The sequence below is a fragment of the Plantactinospora sp. A48 genome (assembly GCF_055793945.1).
Map to the genome: position 1 here is coordinate 18,317 of NZ_JBTIXF010000041.1, position 17,406 is coordinate 35,722.

The window sequence follows — 17,406 nt, forward strand, 5'->3', positions numbered from 1 at the left end:
AGGGGCAGGGTACGGCGACTCGCCCCGACGATCGCGCGGGGGCCACGGACATTTCGGTAGCTCACCGCGCGACCGCCGTGGTCGGTGAACGGCGTGCCCGGGTCCCGCCGCCCGGTCTGCCCGGGCTGGGACGGCCGGCTCAGCCGAGGTTGAGGGCCCGGCGCAACTCGCCGAGGAAACCGGCCCGACGCATCGGGGTGGCTCCGGCCGCCGCCGCGGGCTCACCGGCCCGGCAGACCCGGATCGCGACGGACTGCACCCACTGGCGATAGGCGGCGGAGTCGGCGGGGTCGGCACTGTCGGCGAGCAGGGCCACCACCCGCCGGCAGGCCGACAGCGCGGCGGCCACCCGCCGGGTCGGATCGCGCTGGTCGACCTGCGGGTACGGGCCCGCCGACTCGGCGTAGACGGCGGCCACGATCGCCCGTACCAGGTCACTGTCGAAGGCCCGGCCCGCGGCGATGCCCTCGAGTCCGGCAAGGCTTTCGCAGACCATCGTCCGGGGATCGGCCGGACCGGCCGAGGCGGCGGCGACCATCACCTGGCCGGGCAGCCGGACCAGCAGTCGCCAGTCGGGGTCGGTAAAGGGCGCGGTGTTCGCGGGACCGGCGGCACGACCGGTCGAGGGCGGTTCTCCGGCAGCGGAGTGGCTCATCGGAACCTCCGGAAATCAGCATATGCCCCGGCCGTCGAAATCCGCCCGAGCCGCCGCGAAGAAAGCCTGATCCGGGTCCGAAGTGAGCCTGCGCAGGGCCCGAAGTGGGCGCGGACCGGGCCCGAAGTGGGCGCGGACCGGGCCCGAGGTGAGGGCGGACCGCCGGCTCAGGGGTTCCGTGGCTCAGGGAAGCTCGGGCGTTCCGGATCGACACCGTCCGGGACGGCCGCCCTCGCGTACTCCCGCTTGGGGACCATCACCCGGCGGCGGAAGACGCAGACCAGCGTGCCGTCCTGGTTGTAGCCGCGGGTCTCCACCGCGACCACGCCCCGGTCGGGCTTGGATTCCGACTCCCGCTTGTCCAGCACCGTGGTCTCGCCGTAGATCGTGTCGCCGTGGAAGGTCGGCGCGACGTGTCGGAGCGACTCAACCTCCAGGTTGGCGATCGCCTTGCCGCTCACGTCGGGCACCGACATCCCCAGCAGAAGGGAGTAGACGTAGTTGCCGACCACGACGTTGCGCTTGAACTGGCTCGCCTGCCCGGCGTAGTGGGCGTCCAGGTGCAGGGGGTGGTGGTTCATCGTGAGCAGGCAGAAGAGGTGGTCGTCGTACTCGGTGACCGTCTTGCCCGGCCAGTGCCGGTAGACCGCACCGACCTCGAACTCCTCGAAGTAACGGCCGAACTGCATCCTTGAGCCCTCCGACGGACGGCGACGTGGTGCGGGTCAGCATGCCGTACCGGGCGGGTGGGGCGACGATCGGCGTCGGGGCCGGGCGGAATTGTCACACCGGGCGCGTCCGTCAGGCGTTTCCGCGGCTCGCCGGATGGGATTTCCGGGGCCGGACGCAATGAGCGGCGGGGCCCTCCCCGGCACCCGCCGCCCACGCTTTGATGAGGAAGATTCTGCCCCAGGACGGGTGCCGACAGAAAGGGTCCGACCAGAGACGGAGGTCACAGTTATCAATTTGTTACGTAACTCAGGGTAGTTTCATGGGAGCGCTAACACGCGGTCATGATGTTTATCGACCCAGTTCAGACGGCAAGTTACCCTGAAGTAAGAAAAGGCCCAACGCTCTGACCTGGGAACGCTCCCATCACAGACCGTCGTCGGCGACCGATGGCCGACACTAGTCGGTTACGATCAATTACATCGACGATCACCACCTGATGCCGGACCCTCGGCGGCGTTTCGGTACACCCCGGGCCGGGAATTCCACCGGTCCGGGCCGAGTTCTTCCAGATGTACGTGACCCGCGCAGATCGGAGAGACCAATGGCGACCGTTGAGCTGACCGCGACCAACTTCGATGAGGTGACGGGCCAGGACGGCATCGTGCTGGTTGACTTCTGGGCGAGCTGGTGTGGTCCGTGCCTGCGTTTTGCCCCCGTCTACCAGCGGTCGTCCGAAAAGCACCAGGACATCACCTTCGGCAAGGTGGACACCGAGGCCCAGCAGAGCCTGGCGGCCAAGTTCGACATCCGCTCAATCCCCACGATCATGGCGATCCGGGACGGTGTGATCGTCTTCGCCCAGCCCGGCGCCCTGCCCGAGGCGGCTCTCGAGTCGCTCATCGAGCAGGTCCAGGCCCTGGACATGGACGACGTGCGCGCGCAGTTGGCCAGCCACAAGCACTGACGGTGCCGTACCCCGTACACCCGCCCGCCAGCATGGTTGCGGAGTTGATCGCACGTATGTTCGAATAGGCGGGTGCGCTGGGACAACCTCTCGGCTCCCCACGAGAGGGCGGACCCCGGGGGGACGCCACCGGGCGCCGGAGCGCAGCCGGAGCCGCAGTCTGGCGAAGGCGAGCACCGGCCGATCCAAGACGCCGGAGCGCAGCCGGAGCCGCAGTCTGGCGAAGGCGAGCACCGGCCGATCCAAGACGCCGGAGCGCAGCCGGAGCCGCAGTCTGGCGAAGGCGAGCACCGGCCAGCTATGGACGCAGCGCCAGCGGCTCCACCCCTGCCGCTGGCGCTGCCTGGCGCGGTGACCCGCACTTTCGACACCCCCGGCTTCGCCGGGGTCACCTTCTACGAGGTACGCGCCAAGTCGATCATCAACCGGGTGCCCGGTTCCTCGCGCGTCCCGTTCCAGTACACGATCAATCCGTACCGGGGCTGCACCCATGCCTGCGTCTACTGCTTCGCCCGGAACACGCATCGATACCTGGATCTCGACGCCGGGCGGGACTTCGACAGTCGGGTGATCGTCAAGGTCAACGCCGGGGAACTGACCCGCCGTGAGCTGGCCGCGCCGCGCTGGTCCGGCGCGGCCGTCGCGATGGGCACCAACGTCGACTGTTACCAGCGGGCCGAGGGTCGGTACCGGCTGATGCCGCAGATCATCGCGGCGCTGCGCGACTTCGCGAACCCGTTCTCGATCCTCACCAAGGGCACGCTGATCCTGCGCGACCTGCCCCTGCTGCGCCAGGCCGCCGAGGTGACCAGCGTCAGCCTCTCCCTCTCGGTCGGTTTCGTCGACGAAGCCCTGTGGCGGTCGGTCGAGCCTGGCACGCCCAGCCCGAGGCGCCGGCTCGACACCGTCCGCGCGCTCACCGAGGCGGGCTTCGCGGTCGGCGTGCTGATGGCACCGATCCTGCCCGGCCTCACCGACGACGAGGAGTCGATCGACGCCACGGTCGCCGCCATCGCGGCCGCCGGGGCCACCGGCGTGACACCGCTACCACTGCACCTGCGGCCCGGCGCCCGGGAGTGGTACGCGGGCTGGCTCGCCCGGGAGCACCCCGGGCTGGTGCCGCGGTACCGGGAACTGTTCGGCCGCGGCTCGTACCTGGCATCGACGTACCAGCGGGAGGTGACCGCGCGGGTCCGGATGGCCGCGCGGCGGCATGGCCTGCACCGGGCGGAGTCGGGCGACAACCGTCGAGCCGGAGCGGTCTCGGCGGCCGGCGACGCAACCGACGGCCCGACCGACGGCCCGACCCGCGAGAAGACCGGTGGCCCGACCGGCCGTCCGGGACGCGCCTCGACCCGGAACGCGCCGCCCGGTGCCGAACAACTCACCCTGTTGTGAGGACGGCACGCATCCGGGCCCAATTGATCGAGGTGACCCGCCGCACGTCGGCCCCGTACGCCGCCCGGGGCGCGTAAGTTGTGGCCGTGACCTCTGTACGCGTGGAACGGTCGGGTGACCACGACGAGGCGGTGGCCGCGCTGCGTCGGTCGTACGCGGCGGTGCCGCCGGGCGCGCCGGTCCGGCTGGCCAAGCGGACCTCCAACCTGTTCCGGCCCCGGGCCCCCGTCGGTACGCCGGGCCTGGACGTCAGCGGTCTCGACGGGGTGCTGTCGGTCGACCCGGTCGCCCGCACCGCCGACGTGCAGGGCATGTGCACGTACGAGCGGCTGGTCGACGCGACCCTGCCGCACGGCTTGATGCCGCTGGTGGTGCCGCAGTTGCGGACCATCACGCTCGGCGGCGCGGTGACCGGGCTGGGCATCGAGTCGACGTCGTTCCACAACGGGCTGCCGCACGAGTCCGTACTGGAGATGGACATCTTCACCGGTGCCGGCGAACTGCTGACCGCCCGGCCCGACGGCGAGCACGCCGACCTGTTCGCGGCGTTTCCCAACTCGCTGGGCAGCCTCGGCTACGCGACCCGGCTGCGGATCGAGTTGCAGCCGGTGCGGCGTTACGTCGGGCTGCGCAATGTCCGCTTCACCGACCTGGACGCGCTGGCCGAGGCGATCGACCGGGTGGCCGCCACCGGCGAGTGGGAGGGGCAGCCCGTCGACGCGATGGACGGGGTGATGTTCAGCCCCGGTGAGGCGTACCTGGTGCTCGGGACCTTCACCGACGACGGGCCGGCGCCCAGCGACTACACCGGCCAGGACATCTACTACCGCTCCCTGCCGCGTCGCACCCGGGACTGTCTGACCACCTACGACTACCTGTGGCGCTGGGACACCGACTGGTTCTGGTGTTCCCGCGCGTTCGGGGTGCAGAACCCGACGGTCCGGCGGCTGTGGCCGGCCCGGTACCGGCGCAGCGACGTCTACCACCGGCTGGTCCGGCTGGAGCACCGGTACCAGGTGGCCGCCCGGTTGGACCGCTGGCGCGGTAACCCGCCCAGCGAACGGGTGGTGCAGGACGTGGAGATCCCGCTGGACCGGACGGCCGAGTTCCTGCGGTGGTTCGCCGGGAACGTACCGATGGCGCCGGTGTGGCTGTGCCCGCTGCGGCTGCGTGAACCGGCCGGCGCGGGCTCGGCCCGGACCTGGCCGCTCTACCCGCTCCGGGCCGGCGAGCTGTACGTGAACATCGGCTTCTGGGGTACGGTGCCGATCGCCTCCGGCGCGGCCGACGGCGACGTGAACCGGGCGGTGGAGCGGGCCGTGTCCGACTCGGGCGGGCACAAGTCGTTGTACTCCGACGCCTACTACGACCGGGAAACGTTCGACCGGCTGTACGGTGGCCCGGTCTACCGGGCGACCAAGGACCGTTACGACCCGGATCATCGACTGACGGGACTGTACGAGAAGGCGGTGGATCGACGATGAGCATGACCGAACGCGAATCGGGCCGGACCGACCCTGGTCCGACACCCCCGCGTCGGACCGGTACTCCGACCGTGGCGACGATCGTCCGCGCGGTCACCACCGGTGAACTACCCGTGCGGATAACGGCGTACGACGGCAGCGACGTCGGCCCCGCCGACGCTCCGATCGGGCTGGACATCCGCACCGAGCGGGGCCTGTCGTACCTGCTGACCGCGCCGGGTGACCTGGGTATGGCCCGGGCGTACGTGGCCGGTGACCTGGCTGTGACCGGGGTGCACCCGGGCGACCCGTACGAGGCGCTGCAGGTACTCAAGGACGGTCTGCGACTCAAGGCACCACCGCTGGCCGAGGCGCTGGCCCTGGTCCGTGGCCTCGGTTGGGAGCGGCTGCGGCCACCGCCAGCCCCGCCGCAGGAGGCGGTCCCGAGATGGCGCCGGGTGGTGTCCGGGCTGCGGCACTCGCGAACCCGGGACTCCAGCGCCATCCAGCACCACTACGACGTGTCGAACTCCTTCTACGAGAAGGTGCTCGGCCCGTCCATGACGTACACCTGCGCGGTGTACCGCTCCCCCACCGACAGCCTGGAGCAGGCCCAGGCCAACAAGTACGACCTGGTCGCCGGCAAGCTGGCGTTGAAGTCGGGGATGCGGCTGCTGGACGTGGGCTGCGGCTGGGGCGGCATGGTGCGGCACGCGGCCCGCGAGTACGGCGTCAAGACGCTCGGCGTCACGCTGTCCCGGGCGCAGGCCGAGTGGGCGCAGGCGGCGATCGAGCGGGAGGGCCTGGCCGACCTCGCCGAGGTCCGGCACATGGACTACCGGGACGCGCCGCTGGACCACTTCGACGCGGTCAGTTCGATCGGGCTGACCGAGCACATCGGGGTCCGCAACTATCCGGCGTACTTCCGGGCGCTGCTGGACCGGCTTCGGCCGGACGGCCGGCTGCTCAACCACTGCATCACCCGGTCCCACAACCGGATGCCGCACAACCCGGGCGCCTTCATCGACCGGTACGTCTTCCCGGACGGCGAGCTGGCCGGACCGGGCCGGTTGATCAGCGAGATGCACGACGCGGGCTTCGAGGTGCACCACGAGGAGAACCTGCGCCAGCACTACGCGCTGACCCTGGCCGGCTGGTGCCGGAACCTGGTGGCGAACTGGGACGCCTGCGTGGCCGACGCGGGCGCCGCGCGCTCCCGGGTCTGGGGGCTGTACATGGCCGGGTCCCGGCTGGCCTTCGAGCGCAACGAGATCCAGTTGCACCAGGTGCTGGGCACCAAGACCGGCGCGCGTGGCGAGTCGAGCTACCCGCTCCGGCCGGACTGGACGGCCTGATGCGGGATGCCCGGCGCATCCTGGCCGACGCCGCGACCATCGCCGTGGTCGGGGCGTCCCGCGACCCGCGCAAGCCGGCGCACACTGTGCCGGCCCAGATGCAGCGGTACGGCTGGCGGATCATCCCGGTGAACCCGACCGCCGACGAGTTGTTCGGCGAGCGGGTGTACCGCTCGCTCGCCGACATCCCGCACCCGGTGGATCTGGTGGACGTGTTCCGCCCGGCGGCCGACGCCGTCGAGGTGGTCCGGCAGGCCGTGGCGATCGGCGCACCGGCGGTCTGGCTCCAACTCGGCATCGTCTCGGCGCAGGCGCGGCGGATCGCCGAGGACGCCGGCGTCGACTACGTCGAGGACCGCTGCCTGGTCATCGAACGCGCCGCCGGCGGGCTCACCCGGCTCGGCTGAAAGGAAGGGCCCCCTGTTATCGCTTTTCGGATAGCAGGGGGCCCTTGTTAACGGCTCAGAGCTTGTACTCCTTGAGCAGGCCGCGGGAGATGATGGTTTTCTGGATCTCCGAGGTGCCCTCGCCGATCAGCAGGAACGGCGCCTCCCGCATCAACCGCTCGATCTCGTACTCCTTGGAGTAGCCGTAGCCGCCGTGGATCCGGAACGCCTCCTGGACCACCTCGGCGCAGTACTCGGAGGCGAGCAGTTTGGCCATCCCCGCCTCCACGTCGTTGCGCTGGCCGGCGTCCTTGAGCCGGGCCGCGTTGACCATGAGGGCATGCGCCGCCTCGATCTTCGTACCCATCTCGGCGAGCTTGAACGCCACGGCCTGGTGCCGGGCGAGCGGCTGGCCGAAGGTACGGCGCTGCTGGGCGTACCCGACGGCCAGCTCGAACGCCCGCAGCGAGATGCCGCAGGCGCGGGCCGCCACGTTGACCCGGCCGACCTCGATGCCATCCATCATCTGGTAGAAGCCCCGGCCGATCCGGTCGGCGCCACCCAGGACCGCGCTGTCCGGGACGGTTACGCCGTCGAGAATCATCTCGGTGGTCTCGACGCCCTTGTAACCCATCTTGTCGATCTTCCCGGGGATGGTCAGCCCGGGGGCGGTCTCACCGAAGCCCGGCTCCTTCTCCAGCAGAAACGTGCTCATGTTGCCGTACACCGAGTCGGCCCCGGTGTCGGTCTTCACCAGGGTGGCCACCACCGAGGAGTACGCCCCGTTGGTCAGCCACATCTTCTGACCGTTGATGACGAACCGGTCCCCGTCGCGGACCGCCCGCGACTTGATGGCCGACACGTCGGAGCCACAGTCGGGTTCGGACATCGAGAACGCCCCGCGTACCTCACCGGTGGCCATCCTGGGCAGCAGCCGGTCCCGCTGCTCGGCCGAGCCGTGCTGGGAGATCAGGTACGCCACGATGAAGTGCGTGTTGACGATGCCGGAGATCGACATCCAGCCCCGGGACAGTTCCTCGACCACCAGCGCGTACGTGAGCAGCGACTCGCCGAGGCCGCCGTACTCCTCCGCGATGGTCAGGCCGAACAGCCCCATCTCCCGCATCCCGTCGATGATCTCGACGGGGTACTCGTCGGCGTGCTCCAGTCGTTGCGCGTGCGGGATGATCTCCTTGTCGGCGAACTCCCGGACGGTCTCCAGGATCGAGCGCTGCACGTCGGTCAGGCCGGGGGTCCGAGCGAGTCTGGCCATGTTCCGCCTCCGAGGTCGATCCACCGTCGCCGGCGGCGGATGATCGAGCCGCGGGATACCGACGAGTAACCAAACGTCGGGTCAGTATCGACCGCCGGTCCGGACCGGCGCCAGGTCGGGACTCCACACATCGGCTGTGAAAAGGTTCACCGACCGCTAGCGTCGGCAGCAGGGCAGCCAGCGCAGGGAGACCCGATGCCGCATCCACCGCCGGGCGAGTCCCCGGAACCCGAGGAGCCCGCGCCACCGTACTCGCGGCGTCCCGACGACCCCGCCAACCCGTACGGCCGGTACGGCCAGCACGACCAGCCCGAGTACCACCCCGGCCCCGGGCCGTACGGGCAGCATCCCGGCGCTCCGAGGGCCGACCCGGACCCGTCCGGATCACCCCCTGGCGGACCCGGACCGTACGGCGGACCCGGACCGTACGGCGGACCCGGACCGTACGGCGGACCCGGACCGTACGGCGGACCCGGACCGTACGGCGGACCCGGACCGGCGTGGCCCGGCGGAGCCGGACCGGACAGGCCCGGGCAACCGGGCACGAACCTGATGGCGGTCCTGTCGCTGGTCTTCGCCTTCGTCTTCGCCCCCGCCGGCATCGTGCTCGGACACCTGGCCAAGAAACAGCTCCGGACCAGCCACGAGCATGGCGATCGGCTGGCCAACTGGGGCCTGGTGCTCAGCTACCTGTTCACCGCGCTCTACCTCGCGGGTTGCTGCGCCTGGATCGGTGTGCTCGTCTGGGTCACGCGGGGCGGCGATTCGTCGTACTGACCGGTCGGTCGGTGGGCGCGGTGCGGCGGCGTACCCGGGCCGGTCCGGCCGGTCAGAAGTGGGGGACGCACGGGAGCGTGTACGTCCCCCACCGCTCTGCACGGACTGTCGGAAGTCCGTCACCCTTGAGTAGAAGTCGAAGGAACGGGTTGTACTCGTCAAGCAGACACCGTTCAAGCCGACCGCGTCGATCGGTAGGATCGCCGATTAGCAGCTCAGCTGGGGACCAGGACAGATCCGGGAGACATCCGACGCACCACCTGCCACCCGCCCGCGCGGTGGCCAATGGCATCGCCCGGATCGCCTCCTCCCCCGGCCGGCTCGAAACCCGGGTCGACGCGGTGTTCGAGCAGCTACGTCGAGTTGTTCCGTACGTCGGGCGGACGCTGGCGCTGCTTGACGGCGACCGGCGCACCTTCGTGACCTACGGCACCCGGGGGTACGACGACCGGACCCGCGACTACTACCAGAGTCCGGCGATGTACGCCGACGTCGAACTCGTCGGGATGCACCGCGACCGTCCGCCGATGTGTCTGCGGGACCTGCCGATCCCGCCGGCGGAACTGCCGGTCTGGGCCGACTACCTGGAACCCGCCGGCTTCCGGGAGGGCATCGGACTCGGCCTCTTCAGCCCGGACGGGCGTCACCTCGGCCTGCTCCTGCTGCACACGGACGACCCCCGGCACCCCGACGACGCGACCCGGGACTTCCTGGGCACCTTGGCGCCGTTGATCGCGAACGCCGTCGACCCGATGCGGTCCATCGGTCCGCTGGCCCGGCTGGCCACCGACGCCTACGCGGGGGTGGTGCTCACCCGGGGCGGGCACACCCAGCCGTTGCCCGGCCTGAGCGTGGACGAACCGCTGCTGCGGGCCGGGTCGCCGACGCTCACGGCGGTGACCGAGGGCCTGTCCAGCAGGCAGCCCCTGCTGTCGTTCCTTGCTCCCGGCCGGCATTCGCTGGTCCGGATCACCGCGCTGACCTGCCCTCCGGACGTACCGCAGCACCTGCTGGCGCTGGTCCTGGCGGCACCGCCCGGCCCGCTGTCCGGGCTGACCCGGTGCGAACTGGAGATTCTCGGCCTGGTCGTCGAGGGCTGGCCGAACGACCGGATCGCGCGGCACGCCGTCAGCGCCGAACCTGCCGTCGCCTCCCACGTCGAGAACATCCTGACCAAGCTCGGCGTCGCGTCCCGAACCCTGGCCGCCGTCCGCGCTCTGCGCCTGGGCCTGTACGTCCCGCGCCCGCTGGGCGGTGCGCTTCGGGACGGCGTCGACCCGCAGACCTGAAAGACCGGCTGGGTTGGCGCGCTTCGGCACGGCGTCGATCCGCGGACCGGTGGGGCCGGCTGGGCGGCACGCAACGCCCGGGTGGCGCAGCAGGCGCGGACGGCACCGCAGTCCCCGACGGCACCGCAAGGCCCGGACGGTGCCGCAAGGCCCGGACGGTGCCGCAAGGCCCGGACGGTGCCGCAAGGCCTCGGACCGGGCCCGATGCGGAATCGCATTGTCGGACATCCGTCGTTTTCCCCGGAAAGTCGGTTGGACGAGGTGTACTCGTCGGACAGGACCCGCAACGGGGCCGGCTCGCCCTCCGGGATCGACGATTTCCGCTGGTCAGCATGGTCACACGACCGCTCTGGACGGAGATGCCCGCACTTCCACCGCAGGCCGGGACGGTGGCGATCGAGATCGCCCGGATCGCCTCCGCGCCGGGCAGCGCCGGCGACCGGGCTGCCGCGCTGCTGGACCAGTTACGCCGGATCATCCCGTACACGTCCGCCGCGCTCACGATGATCGACACTGACCGCCGGGAATTCGAGCCGCTGCACCTGATCGGGTACAACGACCGGATCCGGAAGTTCTACCAGGGCCCCGAGTTCTATGCCGACGTGGAACTCCTCGGCCTCACCCGCGACCGGCCGCCGCTGTGCCTGCGCGACCTGGACATCCCAGCCGAGCAGCTGCCCACCTGGGTCGAGTACATGGTGCCGGCCGGCTACCGGGAGGGGGTCGGCGTCGGGCTCTTCGCCTCCGACGGACGACACCTCGGCATGATCGCCCTGCACACCGACGACCCCCGGCAGCCCGACGACGCCGCGCGGGACTTCCTCGGCACTCTCGCCCCGCTGATCGCCAACGCCGTCGACCCGATGCGGTCCGTCGGCACACTCGCCGCCACGGTCAACGATGCCCGCTCCGGCGCCCTGCTCACCCGGGCCGGCAACGTGTACCCGCTGCCGGGCCTGGTCGCCGACGAACCGCTGCTGCGGTCCGGCTCCGCCGTGTTCGAGGCCGTGACGACCGCGCTGGACGGCGGCCCCGCGTACGTCGCGTTCCTCTGCCCCGTCGACCACGACTTCGTCCGGATCACCGCCCTCGACTGTCCCACCGATCTCCCCCGACACCTGCGCGCGGTTGTGCTGGTCTCCCCGCCCCCCGACCTGCACGGACTCACCCGGCGCGAACTCCAGATCCTCGGCCTGCTGGCCGAAGGCTGGCCCAACTCCCGGATAGCGGCCTGGTACGTGATCACCGAACGCACCGTCGCCACCCATGTCGAACACATCCTGGCCAAACTCGGCGCCGCCTCCCGAACCGTCGCGGCCGTTCGGGCACTGCGGCTCGGGCTCTACATCCCCCGCCGGCTCGGCACCGAGCCGAGCAGCCGGCGGGTGGCGGCCCCCGGTTGGCACTGATCCGGAGGTAGCGGTGGTCACCGGCTCCCCGTACGACCAACGGCAGATCGTCGCGGTCAGCATGGACATCCGCGACATCGGACGGTCCGCCGCGTCCCTGGCGGCCCGTGCCGAGGCGATCACCGTCGTGCTGCGTCGGCTCATCGCCGTCGACGGCGTGGTCATCGCCCAACTCGATCCGGCGGCCCGACGGTTCCGGTTGTTGTCGGCGCCCGGGTACGACCAGCGGGTGCGGACCTACTTCGAAGGCTCGGAGTGGTACCAGGACGCGGAGCGGATCCACCGGCTGCTGCCGGTCGGCCCGGTGCTCACCAGGGACCTTCCGTTCCCGCGCTGGGAACTTCCCGGCTGGTCGGACTACCTCGGGCCGGCGGGCTTCCAGGAAGCCATGGGCGTCAACCTCTACGCCGATCCCGGCCGGCAGCTCGGGCGGCTCATGCTCGCCAGCGCCGACCGCTTCGATGAGCGGTACCGGCAGCTGCTCGGCGCGCTCACCCCGGCCATCGCCAGCGCGGTCGATCCGATGCGTTCGGTGAGCGCGCTGGCCCGGCTGGTCGGGGACGCCCTGGCCGGCGTGACCATCGACGCGGCCGGAGTCCCGGAGCCGATACCCGGGCTGTCCGGCCATCCCCTGCTGGCCAACGGCTCGGCGCTGCCCACCGCGGTCCGGCAGCAACTCAGCGACGGTGAGCGGCACGTCGTGTTCCACTGGCCCGCCGGCGGACCCGACCTCGCCGGTTCGGTACTCAAGGTCACCGCGTTCACCTGTCCCGACCTGCCGCAGGTCGAGTCCGTGGCGTTCCTGTCGCCCGCCGACGAGCTGTACGGGCTGAGCCGATCCGAACTCGAGCTGCTCGGACTGCTGGTGGCCGGGCACGCCGACGACGACCTTCCGGCGCTGGTCGCCCTGACCGGGCGGAGCCCGGAGAGCCTGGCCGACACCCTGGCCCTCGCGCTGGCCAAGCTGGATACCGACAGCGTGGCGGTGGGCACGCTGCGCGCGGTCCGGGAAGGGCTGTACATCCCCTGGCACCCGGACCTCGTACCGGGTCCCGGTCAGTAGCGGAACTCGGCCTCGCGCACGCTGTTGCCGCCGTCGACCACCAGCATCTGGCCGGTGATGTAGGAGGCGGCCGGCGAGCACAGGAAACAGATCGCCGCCGCCACCTCGTCCGGGGTGCCGGGCCGGCCGACCGGGGTACCGAGGCCCTGCTTCAGCTCCGCCATCGTCGAGGCCGCGGTGTAGATCGTGCCGGGGGCCACCGCGTTCACGGTCACGCCGTCGGCGACCATCTCCATGGCCAGGGCCCGGGTCAGCCCCACCACGCCCGCCTTCGCGGCGGCGTACGCGGCCTCGGTGGGCAGCGCGTTCACCGGGCCCGAGGTGGCCGCCAGGTTGACGATCCGCCCCCAGCCCCGCTCGGCCATGCCGCCGATGAACGCGCGGCTGCACAGGAAGGCGGTGGACAGGTTGCGCTCGATCTCCCGGTGCCACTCCTCATAGCTGAGCTGGGCCACCGGCCGCAGCACCTCCGGGCTGGCCCGGCTCGCCAGGCCCGCGTTGTTGACCAGCACCTCGACCTCGTCGAGCTGGTCGGCGATGGCGTCCGCGAGCGCCGCCACCTCCGCCTCGTCGGTGAGGTCGGCGACGAACCCCGTGACACCCAGCTCGGTGGCGCGTTCGTGGATGCGCCGGGTGGTCGACACGATCGCCACCCGGGCGCCCAGGTCACGCAGTCGCCGCGCCGTGGCGTACCCGATGCCGTCCGGGCTGCCGGCGCCGGTCACCAGCGCCACCCGGCCGTCCAGGCGCAGGGTCACCGGCTCCTCCCGGGCGGCCCGGTCGATCTCTGGCCCGTCGCCGGCGGCCGGACCGCCGGCGGCGCGGCTGCGCCGGGCCAGCGCGGGACGGGTCGCGTCCCGGCGGGAACGTCCGGAGCGGTCTGCGGCGCGCGCGTCGAATGCCATGCCCGAGATCCTGCCCGGTCGGGACGATGCGGGCAATGCGCCGCCCGGTACGGGGATCCCGGGAAAGTGCCCGGCTGGCTACCCTGACGGCGCAGTACTTCCCCGCGGACCGGAGAGAGAACGATGACATACCCCTCGCAGCCGGGTGGCTCGGAGCAGCAACCCGGCGGCTGGTCGTCCCCGGCGCAGCCGGAGCCGACCCAGCAGTTCAGCTCCCCGACGGATCCGACCCGGCAGTTCGGGGAATCGCCCGCGCAGCCGCAGAGCGCCCCGCCGGGGCAGCCCTACAGCGGACCCCCGGCCCAGCAGCCCTATCCCGGCGCGCCGGCCCAGCCGCACAGTGGACCCCCGGCATCGCAGTACGGCGCCGCGGGGCAGGAACCGTACCCGTTCAGCGGACCGCCGGCCCAGCCCGACCCGTACCAGTACGGTGCGCAACCGGCCGGGATACCCGGCCCGCAGCCGGGTTACCCGTACGGTTACGGCCAGTTCCCCCAGCAGAAGCCGAACAACAGCCTGGCCCTGGTGTCGATGATCCTGGCGCTGGTCGGCTTCGCCACCTGCATCACCGCACCGGTCGGCGCGATCCTGGGTCACGTCGCGATGCGGCAGATCCGGGAGCGCGGCGAGGGCGGTGAGGGCATGGCCAAGACCGGCATCATCGTCGGCTGGATCCTCACCGGGTTGCTCGTGCTCGTGATCATCGGCTACGTGATCGCGATCGTCTTCGCGATCCGGGAGGGTGCCAGCACGTCGCCCAGCTACAACGACTACTGACCGGTCCCGCCAGGGGTACCCGGAGCCCTCCGGAACCCCTGGCGTCCGACCCGGACCCTGTCGAGTACCCGCCGGTCCACGGCGGCAGGGACGGCCCGGCCGCGAGTTCGGCGGTTGACCGGCCGGCTCACTCCGGCGGGGTGAAACTGGAGGTCCGGCTCATCCCGGCCGCCCGGCCCTTGGCCGCGATCACCAGCGCCATCTTCCGGGACGCCTCGTCGATCATCTCGTCGCCCAGCATGACGGCGCCCAACCTGCCGCCCGCCTCCGAGGTGTAGTGCTGGTAGGCGTCGAGGATGAGCTCGGCGTGGTCGTAGTCCTCCTGCGCTGGCGAATAGACCTCGTTGGCCGCGTCGATCTGGCCGGGATGCAACACCCACTTGCCGTCGAAGCCCAGCGCCGCCGACCGCCTGGCCACCTCACGGAACCCGGCCACATCCCGGATCTGCAGGAACGGGCCGTCGATGGCCTGCTTGTCGTGCATCCGCGCGGCCATCAGGATCCGCATCAGGATGTAGTGGTACGGATCTCCGGGGTAGTCCGGGATCAACCCACCCACGACCAGCGACCTCATGTTGATCGAGGCCATGAAGTCCGCGGGGCCGAAGATGATGGTCTCGACCCGCGGGGACGCGGCGGCGATGGCGTCCACGTTGACCAGGCCGGCCGCGTTCTCGATCTGCGCCTCGATGCCGATCCGCCCGACCTCCAGGCCCAGCGTCTTCTCCAGCTGGGTGAGCGTGAGGTCCAACCACTCCACGTGCCCGGCCGTCTGCACCTTGGGCAGCATCACGCAGTCCAGGTTCGCGCCGGCGCCCTCGACGACGTCCACCACGTCCCGGTAGGTCCACGGGGTGGTGAGGTCGTTGACCCGTACCACCCGGGTCTTGCCGGCCCAGTCGCCGTCGTTGAGCGCGGCGACGATGTTCTTCCGGGCGTCCGGCTTGGCCAGCGGCGCGACCGCGTCCTCCAGATCGAGGAAGACCTGATCGGCCGGCAGTCCGCGCGCCTTGTCCAGCATCTTCACGCTGGACCCGGGCACGGCCAGGCAGGACCGGCGGGGACGGCCAACAACGCCCATCGGACCCTCCTTCCGCTCATGGCCGGCGACTGCGGCCGGTTCGCCTCCCCGGCACCGACGGGACCGGCGCGGGCCGCCCGGCGGGCGAGGTGACGCCACGGTAACCTCACGCCATGACCGGGGAGAACCGCGGTGTGGAAGATGTCACTGAGCAGCGCCGGGTGGTGATCACCGGCGCGAGTTCGGGCATCGGGCTGGCCGCCGCGGTCGAGTTGGCCCGCACGGGCGACGAGGTCGTGCTGGTCGGCCGGGACCCGACCCGGCTCACCGCCGTACGGGACCGGATCCAGCGGGTCACCGGGCGGGCGCCGGAGCTGTTCCGGGCCGACTTCGCGGTCCTCGACGACGTCCGTCGGCTGGCCGCCAACCTGCGCGACGCCTACGACCGGATCGACGTGTTGGCCAACAACGCCGGGGGGATCGCCGTCGAGCCGATCACCACGGTGGACGGCTTCGAGTGGAACATGCAGGCGAACCACCTGGCGCCGTTCCTGCTCACGAACCTGCTGTCCGACCGCGTGCGCCGGGTGGTGAACACCGCCTCGGACGCGCACCGCGCCGGCGCGCTCGACCCGGACGACCTGTCCGGGCAGCTGCGGCACTACCGATCGTTCCGGGCGTACGGCACGAGCAAGCAGGCGAACATCCTGTTCACCGCCGAAGCGGCCCGCCGCTGGCCGCACATCCGGTCGTACGCCTTCCATCCGGGGGTGGTGCGGACCCGGTTCGGCAGCGACAGCCGGTGGCTGGCCGTCGGAATGCGGCTCGCGTTCTTCCTGCGCAGCCCGGAGAAGGGCGCGCGGACGCTGGTGTGGCTGGCCCGGCAGGACCCGGCGACACTGGTGGACGGCGGGTACTACCTGGACCTGCGGCCCCGCCGGCCGCACCCGGCCGCCGCGGACCCCGAACGGGCGGCCCGGCTGTGGACTGCCAGCGAGCAGGCCGTCGGCCTCTGACGACCGGCTCAGTCCGGTAGCGGGGCGGTCTCCGGCGGCGCCGCGACCGTCCGGCGGACCGCACGGGTGCCGCCGACCACCACCACCGCCACCCCGATCAGCAGCAGCGCCAACCCGGGCAGCGCGGCCAGCCGGGGCACCTGGCCCAACCAGAGCCAGGCGATCAGGGCGGCACCGGGCACCTCCAGCAGGATCAACACGCTGACCGTCGTCGCGCTGATCCGGTGCAGGGCGTAGTTCAGCAGCGAATGCCCGAGCAACTGGGCGCCGACCACCAGGCCGAGGATGGCCGTCCAGGTGCCCGAGTCGAAACCCGTGAGCCGGACGCCGGCCACCAGGCAGACCCCGAGCAGCAGCAACGAGCACACCCCGTAGCAGATGGTGGTGTAGGTGGTGGTGCTCACCGTGCTGCGTACCCGCTCGCCGAACGCGGTGTAGACGGCGGCGGCCATGCCACCGACGACCGCCAGCACATCCCCCAGGACGGCCCGTCCCGACCCGGCCAGGTCCAGCCCGGTCACCAGGGCCGCGCCGACGATGGCCAGCCCGATTCCCAGCCAGGTCAGCACGGACAGCCGTCGACCCTGGCCGAGCGCGATGAGCCCCTGCCAGACGGGCTGGGTGGTGACCAGCGCGGTGGCCGTGGCCACCGAGGTGAGTTTGGCGCTCGGTGTCCAGGTGGCGAAGTGCGCCGCCAGGGCCACCCCGGCCAGGATCCCGTACCAGCCGGCCCGGCGGCCCGCCGGGGCGAGCAGGCGGCGCAGTTCCGCGCGCCGCCGGGTCAGCGAGAACGGCGTCAGCAGGGTGGTCGCCGCCGCGTTACGCCAGAACGCCACGGCCAGCGCGGGCGCGGCGGCGTACGCGATCAGCGGTCCGGACGACGAGACCGCCGCCAGCGCCAGCGCGACCGACGCGGTGGTGAGCGGGTCGACCGGGGGCTTCGACGACGGAACGGGGTGATGGTCCAGCACAGGGGAGTATCC

Annotated in this window: 16 protein-coding genes and 1 pseudogene; 11 read left to right on the plus strand and 6 right to left on the minus strand. The window is 71.5% G+C overall.

The genetic code is table 11. The features are described 5' to 3' along the window. Positions 1 to 139: 139 nt before the first annotated feature. Both ACXN5W_RS20225 and ACXN5W_RS20230 read right to left on the minus strand, forming a co-directional pair. Positions 140 to 655 carry a hypothetical protein gene (locus ACXN5W_RS20225; protein ID WP_473159899.1) on the minus strand — a complete coding sequence of 172 codons (516 nt, stop codon included), beginning with the start codon at positions 653 to 655 and terminating at the stop codon, positions 140 to 142. 167 nt (positions 656 to 822) lie between these two features. Further along, the gene (locus ACXN5W_RS20230) at positions 823 to 1,344 is read right to left on the minus strand and encodes a MaoC family dehydratase (protein ID WP_473159900.1); all 522 of its coding nucleotides are present in this window, start codon (positions 1,342 to 1,344) and stop codon (positions 823 to 825) included. 584 nt (positions 1,345 to 1,928) lie between these two features. Between ACXN5W_RS20230 and trxA the strand changes: the two genes are divergently transcribed. The 5 genes and pseudogenes from trxA (at position 1,929) to ACXN5W_RS20255 (ending at position 6,914) form a co-directional block, all read left to right on the plus strand. Next, on the plus strand, positions 1,929 to 2,291 hold the full coding sequence (gene trxA, locus ACXN5W_RS20235) for a thioredoxin (protein ID WP_473159901.1): 363 nt from the start codon (positions 1,929 to 1,931) through the stop codon (positions 2,289 to 2,291). A gap of 300 nt (positions 2,292 to 2,591) precedes the next feature. After that, positions 2,592 to 3,542 (plus strand): annotated as a pseudogene (locus ACXN5W_RS20240) (Rv2578c family radical SAM protein); the annotation flags it as partial. A 248-nt stretch (positions 3,543 to 3,790) separates the two neighbouring features. Then, positions 3,791 to 5,173: an FAD-binding oxidoreductase gene (locus ACXN5W_RS20245; protein WP_473159934.1), complete on the plus strand. Its 1,383-nt coding sequence runs from the start codon at positions 3,791 to 3,793 to the stop codon at positions 5,171 to 5,173. After that, the gene (locus tag ACXN5W_RS20250; protein ID WP_473159902.1) at positions 5,170 to 6,507 is read left to right on the plus strand and encodes a class I SAM-dependent methyltransferase; all 1,338 of its coding nucleotides are present in this window, start codon (positions 5,170 to 5,172) and stop codon (positions 6,505 to 6,507) included. The genes ACXN5W_RS20245 and ACXN5W_RS20250 overlap by 4 nt, the downstream gene beginning before the upstream one ends. Then, positions 6,507 to 6,914 (plus strand): CoA-binding protein, encoded by a 408-nt coding sequence (locus ACXN5W_RS20255; protein ID WP_473159903.1) that lies wholly within the window; start codon positions 6,507 to 6,509, stop codon positions 6,912 to 6,914. Before ACXN5W_RS20250 ends, ACXN5W_RS20255 begins: the two co-directional genes overlap by 1 nt. A gap of 55 nt (positions 6,915 to 6,969) precedes the next feature. Here ACXN5W_RS20255 and ACXN5W_RS20260 read toward each other — a convergent pair whose 3' ends face one another. Beyond that, positions 6,970 to 8,166: an acyl-CoA dehydrogenase family protein gene (locus tag ACXN5W_RS20260; RefSeq protein ID WP_473159904.1), complete on the minus strand. Its 1,197-nt coding sequence runs from the start codon at positions 8,164 to 8,166 to the stop codon at positions 6,970 to 6,972. A 195-nt stretch (positions 8,167 to 8,361) separates the two neighbouring features. On the opposite strand from ACXN5W_RS20260, the gene ACXN5W_RS20265 reads away from it, so the two are divergent. The 4 genes from ACXN5W_RS20265 (at position 8,362) to ACXN5W_RS20280 (ending at position 12,704) form a co-directional block, all read left to right on the plus strand. Then, positions 8,362 to 8,943: a DUF4190 domain-containing protein gene (locus tag ACXN5W_RS20265; RefSeq protein ID WP_473159905.1), complete on the plus strand. Its 582-nt coding sequence runs from the start codon at positions 8,362 to 8,364 to the stop codon at positions 8,941 to 8,943. Positions 8,944 to 9,221: 278 nt separating this feature from the next. Next, positions 9,222 to 10,232 carry a helix-turn-helix transcriptional regulator gene (locus tag ACXN5W_RS20270; RefSeq protein ID WP_473159906.1) on the plus strand — a complete coding sequence of 337 codons (1,011 nt, stop codon included), beginning with the start codon at positions 9,222 to 9,224 and terminating at the stop codon, positions 10,230 to 10,232. Between the two features lie 332 nt (positions 10,233 to 10,564). Further along, positions 10,565 to 11,641 carry a LuxR C-terminal-related transcriptional regulator gene (locus tag ACXN5W_RS20275; protein WP_473159907.1) on the plus strand — a complete coding sequence of 359 codons (1,077 nt, stop codon included), beginning with the start codon at positions 10,565 to 10,567 and terminating at the stop codon, positions 11,639 to 11,641. Positions 11,642 to 11,654: 13 nt separating this feature from the next. Next, entirely contained in the window at positions 11,655 to 12,704 is a 1,050-nt protein-coding gene (locus tag ACXN5W_RS20280) for a hypothetical protein (RefSeq protein ID WP_473159908.1), read from the plus strand. Here ACXN5W_RS20280 and ACXN5W_RS20285 read toward each other — a convergent pair. Then, positions 12,698 to 13,543, minus strand: coding sequence for an SDR family NAD(P)-dependent oxidoreductase (locus ACXN5W_RS20285; RefSeq protein ID WP_473159935.1), 846 nt, complete (start codon positions 13,541 to 13,543; stop codon positions 12,698 to 12,700). The genes ACXN5W_RS20280 and ACXN5W_RS20285 overlap by 7 nt on opposite strands. Before the next feature lie 189 nt (positions 13,544 to 13,732). On the opposite strand from ACXN5W_RS20285, the gene ACXN5W_RS20290 reads away from it, so the two are divergent. Next, positions 13,733 to 14,386: a DUF4190 domain-containing protein gene (locus tag ACXN5W_RS20290; protein WP_473159909.1), complete on the plus strand. Its 654-nt coding sequence runs from the start codon at positions 13,733 to 13,735 to the stop codon at positions 14,384 to 14,386. A gap of 127 nt (positions 14,387 to 14,513) precedes the next feature. Here the strand turns inward: ACXN5W_RS20290 and ACXN5W_RS20295 are convergent, their stop codons facing one another. Continuing rightward, entirely contained in the window at positions 14,514 to 15,467 is a 954-nt protein-coding gene (locus ACXN5W_RS20295) for an HpcH/HpaI aldolase/citrate lyase family protein (protein WP_473159910.1), read from the minus strand. A 134-nt stretch (positions 15,468 to 15,601) separates the two neighbouring features. On the opposite strand from ACXN5W_RS20295, the gene ACXN5W_RS20300 reads away from it, so the two are divergent. Beyond that, entirely contained in the window at positions 15,602 to 16,423 is an 822-nt protein-coding gene (locus tag ACXN5W_RS20300; RefSeq protein WP_473159936.1) for an SDR family NAD(P)-dependent oxidoreductase, read from the plus strand. A gap of 8 nt (positions 16,424 to 16,431) precedes the next feature. On the opposite strand, the gene ACXN5W_RS20305 is transcribed toward ACXN5W_RS20300, so the two are convergent. Continuing rightward, entirely contained in the window at positions 16,432 to 17,394 is a 963-nt protein-coding gene (locus tag ACXN5W_RS20305) for a DMT family transporter (protein WP_473159911.1), read from the minus strand. Positions 17,395 to 17,406: the final 12 nt, after the last annotated feature.